This is a genomic window from Bacteroides sp. 1001302B_160321_D4 (assembly GCF_015667765.1).
GTDB classification, from domain to species: domain Bacteria; phylum Bacteroidota; class Bacteroidia; order Bacteroidales; family Bacteroidaceae; genus Bacteroides; species Bacteroides xylanisolvens.
This window is the reverse complement of record NZ_JADPLO010000098.1, coordinates 1-14,175: the sequence shown is the minus strand read 5'-3', so window position 1 is coordinate 14,175 and position 14,175 is coordinate 1. Positions and strand designations below refer to the sequence as shown.

The following is a 14,175-nucleotide window of genomic DNA, read 5'->3' as shown; positions in this document are numbered from 1 at the left end:
TCCTTTTTAGGCTAGCAAAGGTATATGCATGAAGGGAATTGACAAAAATTAATCCCCCAAGTTTTCAGACTGAGCCCCGAAATTCGGGTATGATGGATTTGCACGCGTCATCGACGAAAGAATCGTTACTGAAATGATTAGCTGTTATCCGAATGTTACTGATCCGGAGTGTGCTTGTTGTTGGAAATTCACATTAAGGTAGTAATTCAAATTCTCCATAAGCCACTTTGGTGCCTCTGTTGAATGATTTGTAGATACGGTATTTCCCTGGATGGTTGGGGGATTCTGATGTATAGAGTTTAATTGTTTGTTGGTGACTCGGGTGCTCCGGTGGGAAAATCCACAGTATATCATTAACGACAGGATCGGTCGGCAATGTTTCCCATTGCCGTTTACTTTTGTTATAGTAAGCAAGGCTGTATTTTTCTCCGCACTCATATTCATAGTGAGAGTGGTTGGTGATGGTTATTTTTACTTCTGTAGTTGATAGCGGATAATGATCGTGTTCTGTTTCTATAGAAAGCGAAGCGGGACTTATGTTCTCTCCAGTCGGAATGTCACGGGGAATAGGTCGCAATGTGACGGAGTTCGTTTGCGATGACTGGTTGGTTTTCTTAGGTAACACTGTATAAAGCCCTTGTTCGTCTTTTATTATCTCATATTTTCCCGATTCCAGCCACGTATTCCAATCCTTAAAAAGGTCGGTGATAAATAGGTATAAATCTTCGGAAATATATATTTCTGTACCTGACTTTAAGTCGCATGCCAACTGACCATTTACGACAGACAGATGTTTCTGGGCTCTTTGTAAGGCTTTCAAATAGACAACCTGATTAAATGCGTAATCTTTATTGAAACCTCGTCCCGTGAATAAATCTATTGCAGCATACGACATCGTCCCTCTTGTCTTCAGGAAAGTAGTGTCGGTTATAGACGTCTTGTAGCTATTAGCTTCTTCCCACATCTTTCTTTTTTCCTGTTCTCTGAATTTCTGTACAATCTCGCTCACTTTATCTTGTTCGCTTGTTTCTCTGTGAGATTTTAGGCTGTCATTATCTTGTAATTCGTCATAAAGAGGTAAAGCAAAAAAAGTGTTATTGTCCTTTTCAAACTGTTCTATGATACATGGGATAATTTTCTTACCCATAGCTTTTAGCTCTTTGAATTGGGGTAAAATGGTGTAAGCACGGGTACTTGAACTTAATTGTGCTTTGGGATTGTTGTGTATTTCTTTTTCCCAGGCATTAAATAAACTGTCAAATTTGGCTATATCCTCTGTTGTCAAAATATCACTTTTTTCTGTATTCTGTTTAATACATCCTGTAGTGATAAAGATAAATGGCAGAATAAAGAAAAGTGTTCTCATCGTTTTAATTATTAATCGGTTTTGTAATAGGTTTGCATAAGGGTATGTCAAGCTTTTGATCTGTTTCCTGCAAATATAGAAATAATATTTTTAAACCGATAAACTGGATGCTGCTGTTTTTTTACCGGATAAGAAAACGTTTATTCGTTTTTCGATGTGATACTAGCTGCCCTTTGATAAATAATGTGAAAAAACAGTTTTAGCCTCATTATCGAATTAACTTTCACCCATTTGTGAGGTCTAACATACATTAACTTATTTAATATGAGAATTAAAATGATGAGAAAGCAAATTTTAAGTTTGGCAGTTGCGTTATTGATTGGCTCAACTGTATGTATGGCTCAAAATCGTCAGAATGGAAAGGCTGATAGAGAGAAACGTATGGAACAGATTGTTGCCGATCTGGGCTTGAATGAAAAGCAGGCCAAAGATTTCAAAGCTGCAATGAAAGAAATGAGACCTGCGAAAAATAAATCGAATGAAAGGCCTACGCGGGAAGAAATGCAAAAGAAAAGGCAGGAAATAGATGCTAAAATAAAAAGCATTCTGACCGATGAACAATATAAGAAATACCAGGATATGCGTAAGAAGGATAACGCGAAGAAAAAGAAAAAAGCAAAATAAGTACTATTCGTTTAATCTAAACCTGTCAAACGGAGAATCGTAAAAGATAATCTGTTATGACGCTATACTTATTTTCGGTTCTTTCATAAATAATTTATTTAATCTACATGACCATTTTCGTTCTATTAAAGTTGAATGCAGGCTCCATTTAAATGAGTCTATTTTTCAATTTAAGTAGAACGAAAATTTGTTAGACGATGTTTCGTCTTATATCTATATTCCCTCCACTAAAGCTTTTTCATGCTTTTATCTTTCAATCTTTCACCTTCTGCTGAAACTCCCTGTCTATGGTAGTTGTACGTTGGTGATAGATGTAAAATGATCTGTCACTGATCTGCCATCTTTCACCGTATCTCATTTTATTGCAAATTTATCCTCTGTATCGGCGCATCTCTTGAGTAGCGGTGCTATGCGGACGCCGGACGTTGACAACCGATTTTTGAAGAATATGTTTCAGAAATGACTGCTGGCTCACTCGGTTCTGGTCAAATTCATCCATATTGATGAGTGCGAACCTATTTAGCGACAGTTCGGCATCCCGTTTATTGCTGAAATATGCCGTTATATCTGGTTAACTGTATACCGTTGATTGTTTTTCCAAATATATAATCTTCTCTTTATTGGAATCTTCTTATGTACTATCTCTTGCATTTATAGTTTGAATCAGGTGAAGAATAAGTTATCTATTAGTGAAAAGGAAGTTTATATGAACTTATCTATTAATAGTTCAGGAAAGAAATAGCTGTTCCTTTGAATGTGATAAGTGGTGAAAGATGAAAGATTGGGTGATTAGCAAAGATTTATTCTAGTGTGCTTTGAAAGACATATATTCAAGGACTATTGTTGACAGGAATGGGCAGGTCGCCTGATATGAGGATTAATTCATAAATTTTATCGAAAAGAAGAGAAAAGAATAAAATAAACAAGGGGCGTCGTAACAACCTATCCATAAAAAGACTATATTTATTGCAGCGAGAGAGCACTTTAAGTAATGCTTAAGAGGAAAAACGAAAAGTAGTATATATACTATATATTTTCTATTATTAATTACTTAAACACATTTTTTATGGAAGCCAAGAAATCAAAAAAGGCTGCAATTGAGAATCAACGGGGTTCTTGGTTGTTGATGGGTTTGGTTGTTGCGCTAGCCTTCATGTTCGTTTCGTTCGAATGGACACAACATGATGTCAGAGTTGCAGCACTATCACCAGATGATGAATCCATCTTTGTAACAGAGCTAGTTCCGATCACATTCCCTGAAGAGAAACTGGAACCGCCTCCTCCTCCCGAAACTAAGGTAACAGAATTGTTCGAAATAGTGGAAAACAATATGGAGGTGACGGATAACGTTTCTACAGTGTCAGAGGATATGAATGCAGTTCATGACGTTATTTGGATACCACCAGTGGTAGAAACAGAAACGGTAGTTGAAGACATTATTCACGTAAGTGTTGAAGTCATGCCGGAGTTTCCTGGAGGTACAGCTGCTTTAATGAAATATTTAGGTAGCAATATCAAATATCCGACGATTTCGCAAGAAACTGGTTCACAAGGAAAAGTCATTGTTCAGTTTGTAGTAGATAGAGACGGAACGATTTCTAATCCTGAAGTGGTGCGAGGGGTTGATCCTTATTTGGATAAAGAAGCTATCCGCGTGATAAGTTCTATGCCGAAATGGACTCCCGGAGTGCAAAATGGTAAGAAAGTTCGAGTGAAATATACTGTGCCTGTGTCATTCAGACTGCAGTAGTAACTTGGAATAAATGAATAAGGGTTGGTTCCTGCAAAGAACCAACCCTTTTTCAATAAAAAAATATATCTTTGTCGGGAGAATAAAAATACGAATGATTGTTTTATGAATCTTCTACTCTGTATAAAAAGACCTTTTATCTGGCTTTCCCGCTTCCGTCATCGTTGCGGATATGGTGTCCATTCCCCATTTGCTTTCAGTCTCATTACCGATGTAATTTATGAGAAGATGCCTTACTATGCTTATTCTTCCTTGAAAGAAGAACAAAAAAAGATGGTAAGAGAGTGTGGGTGGACCAAAGGTTCTCAAAAGGTAAACCGTTTTTTGTTCCGGTTGGTAAATAGAGTGCAGCCTGATACGATTATTGAGGTTGGGCGTCCTTCCTCGACAGCCCTGTACTTACAGTCTGCTAAACCATCGGCTTCTTATCTCTTTGCTTCCGATTTGTCGGAACTGTTTCTGGATGCGGATACTTCAGTCGATTTTCTGTATCTGAACGATTACCAAAATCCGGACTTATTGGAAGAAGTATTTCGGGTTTGCGTACACCGTACTACCCTTAAAAGTGTATTTGTAGTCCATGGTATCTGCTATTCCAAAGAGATGAAAGTGCTTTGGAAAAAGTGGCAGGCTGACGAAAGGGTCGGAATAACTTTCGACCTGTATGATGTCGGTTTGCTATTTTTTGATAAAACGAAGATAAAACAGCAGTATATCATCAACTTCTAAGAACCTTTGTACGTTTACCATCTATAATAGTAAAAAAGAAAGTTATGAAAAAGAGCCTTGTATATACAAAGACCGGAGACAAAGGAACTACCAGTCTTGTCGGCGGAAGTCGCGTTCCAAAGACTCATATCCGCCTGGAAGCTTACGGAACGGTGGATGAATTAAATTCTCACCTGGGATGGCTGCACACTTATCTGCAGGAGGAGTCCGACCGGGATTTTATCTTGAGTATTCAACATAAGTTATTCGCCATCGGTTCACACCTGGCCACCGACCAGGAGAAAATGCAACTGAAACCCGCCAGTATCATTACCCCCGAACATGTGGAAAGTATCGAGCGGGAGATTGATAAGCTGGACGAGCAATTACCCGAACTTTGTGCTTTCATCATTCCCGGCGGAAGTCGTGGAGCAGCCGTTTGCCATGTTTGCCGCACGATTTGCCGGAGAGCTGAAAGACGCATTCTGGCTTTGTCCGAAACTTGTACAATTTCTCCCGAAGTATTAGCTTTTGTCAACAGATTATCAGATTATTTGTTTGTATTATCCCGAAAAATTAATTTTGATGAACAAAATAATGAAATATTTTGGGATAATAGTTGGAAATGATAGATTTTATTATACTTTTGCCGAAAAATAGAAAACGAGACAAATTTAGTATTCATTTTAAATACTCAAGATTATGTATTGGACATTGGAATTAGCATCAAAACTTGAAGATGCTCCCTGGCCGGCAACCAAGGATGAATTGATTGATTATGCCATGCGTTCGGGTGCTCCTCTTGAAGTTATTGAGAACCTCCAAGAGATGGAAGATGAGGGCGAAATCTATGAGAGTATCGAAGATATTTGGCCGGATTATCCTAGTAAGGAGGATTTCTTCTTCAACGAGGAGGAGTACTAACATCCACAGATAAGCTAAATAGTTAAATATCAGTGCGATAAACAATAGAAATTTGTTTGTCGCACTGGTGTTTTATACTCTTTGATGGTGTAGTTTATTTGTCTAAAGTTCCATATCTTTGTTTCTCCTCAAGAATATTGGTAAAAGGAATTCTAAGACTTGGTAAGTCTTTTCTCCTTTTTTATTGCAAATTCCTTGTCGGCTATCGCTGCATACTGTTTCTTTGAAAGGAAACCCGCCATTGATGTGAGGTTTATCAATGACGGGCAACTGACTATTTTTTCCACATTTCAGGTATTCCTTCATAAGTCACATATACTCCTTTTTCCATGGGGAGAGGAGCGAGTTTTTCCAGAACGTTTTTCCATGACTCTTCTGGAGGTAAGCCAAGGCGTTCTCTCCATTTTGGGTTTAAACTGAAATTCTTTATTCATACAACTGTAGTTTCTCATTAATTGGAAACTATACAGTTGTAAATAATGGAAGAATGAAGCACCGGGGGCATTAGAGAACCCTATATATTGCTTCCGCTATCTTCTTCATGCCTTCGTCGTCGGGATGTGCGATGATGAAATCCTTGGTTACAGTATATGGCTTTCCGTGTATGTCATAAAGAGTGTCTCCGACTTTCGGACGTGAATCATACAAGCGGTCTATCCAGTCAATCGGAATGAAAGTGAGTCCATGCATATGCGCAGCGTTGATGATGGCACGTTCTTTTTCCTCATCCTTCCAGAAACAACCGGTGATGACTACTTTGTCTGCTTTCCGCTTGCAATATTCCACCAATCGGAGGATACCTGATTTGAATGCTTCCTTATCTTGTACGTTTTCTCCCAAGCGGATAACAATCACATCCTTGTCCGTAACATGAGTGCCAATCAGCGAGTCGATATTGCAATTCAGGTTACGTTCCCAATAAGCGATGTTCAGCGGGGTAACCACTGTGCCGGGACGGTTTTGCGAGAGCATCTTCTCCAATTGATGGCAATAGTCGTTTTCTTCTTTGGATGCTGCCATGCCCCATTCGGAGAACCATTCGATGTCCGCTTTATATTCGTGGCGGGTGATAGAGTTGCCTAAGCAAAGAACACGTAACGGAGGGCGTTGTTCTATCCGGTTGTCGGAAAATGAGGGAGTTACTTCTTCCAGATAAAGCACGCGGCTGGCATATTCGTTTTGTTTCGAAGGTTCCACTCTGTGGGTAGAGGGAATTTCCAGTCCGTTGTCATTCAGATATGCACCGCTGAAACTTTTACCTTCAAATTTCAAAGGTTCAGTGTCGATGCGGTTCAGCTCATGCACCTTATAATATTTGTCTGGAGCAAGTCCTGCCATCTTCACCCGTGGCAAGTGCCGGTTGCAGAAATGTTCCGTTTTCCACCAGTAGAATACGGCTTTGTCCTTTTCTGGCGATACATACATCAGCGAAGCTGCGCCCTGTTTGTCATACGGAGAAAGTAAACGGTAAATATCTCCGAACTGTACGACGGGACGTATCGTCTTGTATTCGGCAATAGCGTTTCTGCACAATGCCTTTTCCTCTTCCGTCATATTCTTGGGCTGTATTTCCATACCTAATCGTCCGCTCATCGCTACATCAATACGGAACTTCAACGGAACGGAACGCGATGTCTGATGGTTGGGGCTTGCGCTGATATGCGCCCCCATGCCGATGGCGGGGAAGAAATAGGAAGTGCCCCATTGGATGTAGATACGCTGAAGTGCATCCGTATTGTCGCTTGTCCAGAATTCGTCGAAGTAGGGCAGTACACCGTAGTTGACACGTCCGCCGCCGCTGGCGCAAGCTTGTATCGTCAGTTGCGGATAGCTGGCGCGAATGCGTCGGCACACGTTCTCAAAACCCCGGTGGTATTCGATGTTCAGGTGGCTTTGATTGTCTTTGGTCAGGTATTGCGAACCTTGGGTGATGATGGACATATTGGCGTCCCACTTGATATAATCAATGTCGGGATAGGAATTCATCAGTTCGTCCACCGTCTGTACGATAAAATCCTGCACTTGCGGGTTGGAGAGGTCGAGCACGACTTGTGTGCCGCCGCGGGCGCATACCACTTCCCGTTCGGGTGCCTTGATAATCCATTCGGGGTGCTTTTCGTACAGTTCGCTTTTGGTATTAGCCATTTCCGGTTCCAGCCAGATGCCGAACCGTATGCCGTGTTTCCGGGCGTTGTCAAGTAATGATTGCAGTCCGCCGGGGAGTTTGGTCTTGTCTACGGTCCAGTCGCCTAAGGCATAAGAGTCGTTTTTGCGCGGATATTTGTCGCCGAACCAACCGTCGTCCATTACAAACAGTTCGCCTCCCATGGCAGCGATATCACCCATCATCTGGTCCATGCCCTGTTCGTTGATGTCGAAATAGACGCCTTCCCAACTGTTCAGCAGAATTTTGCGGGGAGTGTTCCCGTTGGCGAGTTTATGCAGGCGTGCCCATTGGTGGAATTTCCGGCTGCATCCGCTCATCCCTTCATCGCTGTAGGTTAGTGCCAATGCGGGGGTGCGGAACACTTCTTCTTTTTTCAGGTTGTACCAGGAGTTTTCTTCGTTGATGCCGGCGAGGAAATGGTGCCAGTCGTCTTCTTGCGTGTCAATACGCAGTTTGTAGTTGCCGCTGTAGCAAAGCGCTGCGCCGATGACGCGTCCCGTGTTCTCCTGCGGTTTGCCGTCGAGCGAGAACATCACTTCTGCATGTGCCGATTGGGAGTTGCGTACCCCGTCCGTGTTTTTGATGACTTTCATACCCGGTTGCAACGCTTCCTGGCAGAGTTGTCCTTCGTTTGCCCAGGCACCAGAAAGATGTGACAGCCAGACATTGCCGCGGCGGACAGGCAAGTAGGCAGAAGCAAACTGCTGAAGTTGGACAGGCTTCTTCTCTTCGTGACGGATTTCAGTCCATGTCTCGATGACATCTGCATCCTGCCATGCTTTGTAGCAGATGTTGACGAAGAAAGGATACACTTTGTCTTTCAGTTCTATCACCGTCAAAGTGGCATTTTCTTTTGTAAGGCGTGTTTCTTTTACGCCTATGACTGCCATTTGAAGTGTCAGGTTGCCGTCGGCATGGCGGACAGACAATGCCGTTTCGCATGGATACCCCATTCCATAGACGGGATAAGCATTTCTTCTGCGTGCTGTTTCACAAATGCTTCGGATATCCGCATCGGAGGTGCGTGAGCCGTAATACAGTTGTTCCGGTGTACCGCCGTTTGGTACCGAGAGAAGCAACTGTGTATGGGGAGTGGATATGGTGACATTTTGCGCCGACAGAAGTGTAGACAACAGCCAGACGGAAATTAGGAAAAACAGATTCCTTTTGTTAATAATTATCATAATAGCAAATTACGTGTTTTCTATGTTTACTAATGGAAACTTTTTGTATAAAGTGGATTCTCACATGAAGGCCAATCAAGAAAGCGACCTTCATTATCATTGAATTTTTCAAGTCCGTTTTCTCCAATTCTCGTCATTATAAGTTGCAACAAGTCACATAGATGGCCTTTTTGTTCTTTCAAATAATCCAAGTTGCCTTGATAAAGATACCAGTCTCTCTGAATCAATATCCACCAAAGAGAATACGTACACATTGTCATCCATTGGGGAAGTGGTGTAGAGTCACGGATCAAGTCGAGGCTTTTGGGGATCACTTCATTATACCCAAAAACCGTATTGACTGTCATCACTTCGGGATGCAAGTCTCTAATCCAAACCAAGCGGTCACGTTTTATCCCATCCCAGATATAATCTTGCATATTCAAATGCACCGTATAAGCTCCAGTTTGCCATATCTGATTCAAGCGTTCGTCATTACATCGGAACGAACCTTTGTAAGGGATATCTTGAAAAATAGAAATAGCCCGTATCTCTTTGAGGTGCAATTCTGCAGAATCGTCCAAAAGGTCAATCCGGGCAAACCGGAAACCGGAATTCCCGACTTCCAAGACCCCAAGCCAAGGTACACTAATAACAAAATCACGCATAGCATGATCGTTTGTCGCTCCATTCACTTCGTCTATGTCACACATAGCTTCGCTTACCGACTCTCCTAAGCGAACACGAATAGTAACAGGAGCATGTGAGGCTGGCATACCGGTGACAATTTGTAAGCCGCCTTGCAATTCCTTTCCGAAATCGAAAAGAATAGCAGGATGTTGCTGCCCGGTACTCGAAAGTTTACAGAGTTCATTATTCACAAGATTTGCTTGTCCATGCCCTGATCGGAGTAAATATTCTGCTCCTTGTATTAGTTGACTCTCCTGTTGCCAAACAATGCGTATCGGAGAAAGATACTCCCGTACATGGCTATCACGTTGTTGAGCAGATGATGTGACAACATGGAATAGAAAAATAGGAATGAGTACTATTATCTGACATTTTTTATACAGCATCAATTTTTCCATTATTTAGTAATTCGCATTTTTAGGGCTTGTAATCATATTCACCATTCATTACCCGTTTTACGGCATTCAAGTAACCATAACCATGCTTCATATCGGGCAAGAGATAACTTCCTTCCACCCATTCATTCCACGAGTTGATTGTAATCAGTTTGGGGCGGTCGGGGCGTTGGTCTACATATTCTTTCGTCTTCTGCAAGAAAGCTGCAAAACTTTCTGGCGAGTCATTGTAATGAACCACTTCTTTGGCTGTTTTATTCGGGAAACGCGGGGTGTCATCCCATCCTATTGATGCATTTGGGAAGAATGGCACACCCAATGAATCCAGTTTCGCTGTCCATTGATCGCGACGTTGCATGGCTTTTGTACCCCATGCCAGATAATCTTCTTCGTATGGCCATCCCCAATTGTATTTTGTCACACTGTTTACTTCTGCCTTTACAACAAGTTCTATAAACTTGTCGGTGGGAGACCCGTCACCGATGAGTTGCAAGTGCAAATCAGGGAATCCTGCCTTTTTCACTTCGCTACGGAAATAATCCATAGCCTTCTTCACACCGTCTGCATTACCGAAACTTTCCAACAGTTCATGAAAACCAAATATGGAAAATACCGGACAATTGTCTATCTTGTAATAGTTGGGCTTGTGAAAGTATTGGCGTATCACTCGTTCTACAATGATTTTAAAGTTGGCCCAGTCTACCACACCGGTCCACAGACGCGAGTTGTTGTCCTTGTAACGGTGTACATTCCAATAGTTGTGTGCCACGTTATGGTTGGCCCACATCAGGTAAAACTTCATTTTTTTATTATTCTTGGCTTTCAGAAATCCATTGTTTACGGTGCTTTCTAAAAAAGGCTGTCCGTTGAACCAGTACCAATCGAAGATAAACGTATTGATGCCGTGAGCGGTTGCCACGTCAATCCATTTCTCCATCACCTGCGTGTCATCGTCCATTTCGTATCCCCACAAAGGAACCTTTGGCTGATAGTGTCCTTCGAAACGGGGATTACCTTTTTTGATAATTTCCCATTCGCCTGTACCTTCACTCCACAGTGTGTCGCGTCCCATCGGATCATTGTGACACGACGGCCAAATATAAGCTGCCACATCATATTCATCTTGTTCTTTCAACTGTCCGCTTCTTTGGGGTGTAGAGACACAGGAGCAGATTGTTGTGATAGCAACCATTAAAAGAAGAGTAAGTAAACTCCATAAATAAGTCAGTGTTCTTAAATAATGCATATCTTTTTTTATTTTAAATAGTGAATAATTTAATCTGTTCATTAAAGTAGAAGGTACACCTTGATTTCATTTAAAGGTAACGTCGCGCTGATTTCTTCCGAGTTGCAGAACTTTCCTCATAACAAAATCATAGTGTCGGCAACAATATCTTCGGCTTGTACTATGTCATGAGTGCAAGCTCGTGCGATTATAATAAGTACTCCCTACAATACAACTTTTATCAGGTGTTACTTTATTCTGCTTGGAAACTTTTAGTTTGTACATCACGGGAGTTCGGCCCTACCATAACATCAAATTCTCCGGGTTCGTAAACATAGTGTAATTCGGAATTATAGAATTTCAAGTCATCTTTCGTAATAACAAACTTAACATCACGACTTTCCCCGCTTTTCAGGAAAATGCGTTCAAAACCTTTCAACTCTTTCATTGGACGGGCGACCTCCGCGTAAATATCACGAAGGTACAGTTGTACCGTTTCATAACCATCATAGTTTCCTTTGTTGGTTACAGTGACAGATACAGTCAACTCACCATTCTTAGGCAAGGTTTCCGAGCTAATTTGCAATCCACCATAAACAAAGTCCGTATAACTCAAACCATATCCAAACGGATACAGAGGTTCATTACTCTCATCCAGATAATTGCCGGCATAACGGTTGAACACATGATTGTCGGGATCAGGACGACCTGTATTCAAATGATTGTAGAATAGCGGCAGCTGTCCCACTGAACGTGGGAAGGTAGTTGTCAGTTTGCCGCTTGGAGTGACTTTGCCAAACAATACATCGGCAACCGCGTCTCCTGTTTCGCTACCGCCAAACCAGACATTCAATATGGAATGAACATTCGCATCCTCCCAATTCAAGACCAGAGGACGTCCTGTGAACAGAAGAAGTACGACAGGTTTGCCCGTTTTCACTAAAGCCTTCAATAAATCTTGTTGTGTATCGGGTATCTCGAGGCCGGTGCGTGAAGCCGATTCACCGCTCATTTCCGCACATTCACCCAAAGCGGCAACAATGACGTCTGAACGGGAAGCCACGCGTAAAGCCTCGTCCAACAGTTGTCGGTTATCTCTACGTTCCAGCGGGCGAATACCCGTAGCAGCTTTTTCTGTTTCCGTATCATAATATATGTTGCTGCCTTTTGCATATAGAATTTCAGCCTTGTCACCCGCTGCCGCACGGATTCCTTCCAACAATGTTCTGTGGCGGGACGGTGTACATGTCATGCTCCACATACCGCACATATTATTACGTGCGTCCGCCATCGGACCGATCAGGGCAATCCTGCCTTTTTGCTCAAGTGGAAGCAGCTTGTTGTCATTCTTTAATAGAACAAATGTTTCAGCCGCAATCGCACGTGCTGCAGAACGGTGTTCAGGCGTATAAAGTTTTTCTTTGGCACGCAGGGCATCGCAATATTTATACGGATTGGAGAACAGTCCCAGTTTATATTTGGCTTCCAATACACGGCGACAAGCCGTATTAATCTGCTTTTCCGTTATCTTCTTTTCTTTCAGGGATTCCTCCAATGTATTGAGAAACCCGCATGAAACCATATCCATATCCGTTCCTGCCTGTAAAGCGCGAATGGAGGCTTCCTTCAGAGGGGCGACACCATGGGAGGACATTTCGGCTATCGAATTGTAATCTGTTACCAATAGTCCTCCGAAGCCCCATTCATTCCGGAGCAGGTCGGTCAGTAACCATTTGTTGGCTGTGGCGGGAATACCGTCAACGATATTAAAAGAGCTCATGACACTGCCTGCACCGGCGTCAACGGCAGCTTTATAAGGAGCCAGATATTCGTTATACATACGTAGTCGGCTCATATCCACTGTATTGTAATCACGTCCCGATTCGGACGCCCCATAAAGTGCGAAATGTTTCACACAGGCAAGAATCTCATCGTTGCCTTGCATATTGTTTCCCTGATAACCACGCACATACGCTTTTGCCATTAAAGAACCCAGGTAAGGATCTTCTCCACTTCCTTCTGCGATACGTCCCCAACGGGCGTCACGACAAATATCGACCATCGGGCTGAATGTCCAGTTAATACCGTCTGCGCTGGCCTCAATAGCGGAGATACGTGCCATACGTTCGACGGCCAGCGTATCCCAACTACAGGAAAGTGCCAATGGGATCGGGAAAATAGTTTCGTAGCCGTGGATAACGTCTGCACCTACAAGTAGAGGTATTTTCAATCGGCTTTCTTCTACCGCAAGGTGCTGTAGGACATTGATTTTCTGAATGCCCTTGACATTGAAGAAGCCGCCTATTTCCTGTTTGCGAATCATATCGCTAAGTTCACCGTTCATCACCGAACCTGTCACGAGATCACCGCCCGAAGGCAGGTTCAGTTGTCCGAGTTTCTCACGGAGAGTCATCCGGTCCATTAAGTCGGTAATGAAACGGTCCATTTCCCTATCTTTCCCTCCCCCGGATGGTGAGCAGGCAAAGAGAGTAAGCCCGCAAAGGGCGCAAGATATAAGATTTCTTATCTTCATTTTTCTTGTTATTGGGTTATTTATACTTGTTGTCCGATTTTTCTTTCCACACCACTACTCCCGCAGGTTCAAGGCGTGCACTGCCAATCAGTACTTCTGCCTCATCGGGAATGACTATTTCCTGAATGTCCGACGTATAATTCAAGGCGATGTAAAAACCGTCACGCCATTCCTTCACCACTCCGTACGGTAAATCTTCAGTCGGTACGCCGGCTTCCGTATATACACGACGTACTACTTCTTTCTCCAATTTGCCGTCATCGGTATCCGTTCCGATATAGGTGACCGTTCCTTTACCCAGCCTACGGTGTATCACGGAAGCAGCTCCCTTATAAAACTGGTCCGCATACACAGCCCACACATCTGTTCCGGCAGCTGGGGTTAGTACGTCCGCCCAATTGTTCCAGGCGTATTCCTCACTGCCGAAATCTACTTTTCCGTAGAGACTGTGAGGCAGATGGTCATAGTACAAGCTGTTTATTCCGGCCAGTTGATGAATAGAAGCCGCTAAAGGAGCCTCCCACAATTTGGCGTCACGGTCTTTCTGACCGGTACGGCAGGTCAGAATCAGATGTCCTCCATTCTTCACGTATTCAGTCCAACGTTCTACCAAATTGTTATCAAGCAACT

The 14,175-nt window shown here is 42.8% G+C and carries 10 protein-coding genes and 3 pseudogenes; 7 read left to right on the top strand and 6 right to left on the bottom strand.

What is annotated here, in order from left to right; genetic code table 11:
• Window positions 1-100 precede the first annotated feature (100 nt).
• Window positions 101-202 (top strand): annotated as a pseudogene (locus tag KFO40_RS25795) (DUF6125 family protein); the annotation flags it as partial.
• Here the strand turns inward: KFO40_RS25795 and KFO40_RS24165 are convergent.
• Window positions 194-1,366, bottom strand: a complete 1,173-nt coding sequence (locus KFO40_RS24165; RefSeq protein WP_008642664.1) for an immunoglobulin-like domain-containing protein — start codon at window positions 1,364-1,366, stop codon at window positions 194-196. The pseudogene KFO40_RS25795 and the gene KFO40_RS24165 overlap by 9 nt on opposite strands.
• Window positions 1,367-1,645: 279 nt before the next feature.
• On the opposite strand from KFO40_RS24165, the gene KFO40_RS24160 reads away from it, so the two are divergent.
• The 6 genes and pseudogenes from KFO40_RS24160 to KFO40_RS25790 form a co-directional block, all read left to right on the top strand.
• Entirely contained in the window at window positions 1,646-1,990 is a 345-nt protein-coding gene (locus KFO40_RS24160) for a hypothetical protein (protein WP_008015740.1), read from the top strand.
• A gap of 1,066 nt (window positions 1,991-3,056) precedes the next feature.
• A complete protein-coding gene (locus KFO40_RS24155; protein WP_008023080.1) occupies window positions 3,057-3,740 on the top strand; it encodes an energy transducer TonB in 684 nt (227 codons plus the stop codon).
• Window positions 3,741-3,845: 105 nt separating this feature from the next.
• Window positions 3,846-4,469 (top strand): hypothetical protein, encoded by a 624-nt coding sequence (locus KFO40_RS24150; RefSeq protein ID WP_015531739.1) that lies wholly within the window; start codon window positions 3,846-3,848, stop codon window positions 4,467-4,469.
• A gap of 44 nt (window positions 4,470-4,513) precedes the next feature.
• Window positions 4,514-5,077 (top strand): cob(I)yrinic acid a,c-diamide adenosyltransferase, encoded by a 564-nt coding sequence (locus KFO40_RS24145; RefSeq protein ID WP_008642670.1) that lies wholly within the window; start codon window positions 4,514-4,516, stop codon window positions 5,075-5,077.
• A gap of 73 nt (window positions 5,078-5,150) precedes the next feature.
• Window positions 5,151-5,372, top strand: coding sequence for a DUF2795 domain-containing protein (locus KFO40_RS24140; protein WP_002558131.1), 222 nt, complete (start codon window positions 5,151-5,153; stop codon window positions 5,370-5,372).
• 171 nt (window positions 5,373-5,543) lie between these two features.
• Window positions 5,544-5,654 (top strand): annotated as a pseudogene (locus tag KFO40_RS25790) (IS982 family transposase); the annotation flags it as partial.
• Between the two features lie 222 nt (window positions 5,655-5,876).
• Here the strand turns inward: KFO40_RS25790 and KFO40_RS24135 are convergent.
• From KFO40_RS24135 to KFO40_RS24115, 5 genes and pseudogenes are all read right to left on the bottom strand, one after another.
• Window positions 5,877-8,723: an alpha-galactosidase gene (locus KFO40_RS24135; protein WP_008642671.1), complete on the bottom strand. Its 2,847-nt coding sequence runs from the start codon at window positions 8,721-8,723 to the stop codon at window positions 5,877-5,879.
• Window positions 8,724-8,779: 56 nt separating this feature from the next.
• Window positions 8,780-9,790: pseudogene (locus tag KFO40_RS24130) on the bottom strand (glycoside hydrolase family 78); the annotation flags it as partial.
• 19 nt (window positions 9,791-9,809) lie between these two features.
• Window positions 9,810-11,033 carry a glycoside hydrolase family 99-like domain-containing protein gene (locus KFO40_RS24125; RefSeq protein WP_004316150.1) on the bottom strand — a complete coding sequence of 408 codons (1,224 nt, stop codon included), beginning with the start codon at window positions 11,031-11,033 and terminating at the stop codon, window positions 9,810-9,812.
• Window positions 11,034-11,265: 232 nt separating this feature from the next.
• The gene (gene bglX / locus KFO40_RS24120; protein WP_008642674.1) at window positions 11,266-13,545 is read right to left on the bottom strand and encodes a beta-glucosidase BglX; all 2,280 of its coding nucleotides are present in this window, start codon (window positions 13,543-13,545) and stop codon (window positions 11,266-11,268) included.
• A gap of 16 nt (window positions 13,546-13,561) precedes the next feature.
• Window positions 13,562-14,175 (bottom strand): beta-galactosidase trimerization domain-containing protein (locus KFO40_RS24115; RefSeq protein ID WP_211146872.1); only part of this gene is annotated, 614 nt, incomplete at its 5' end.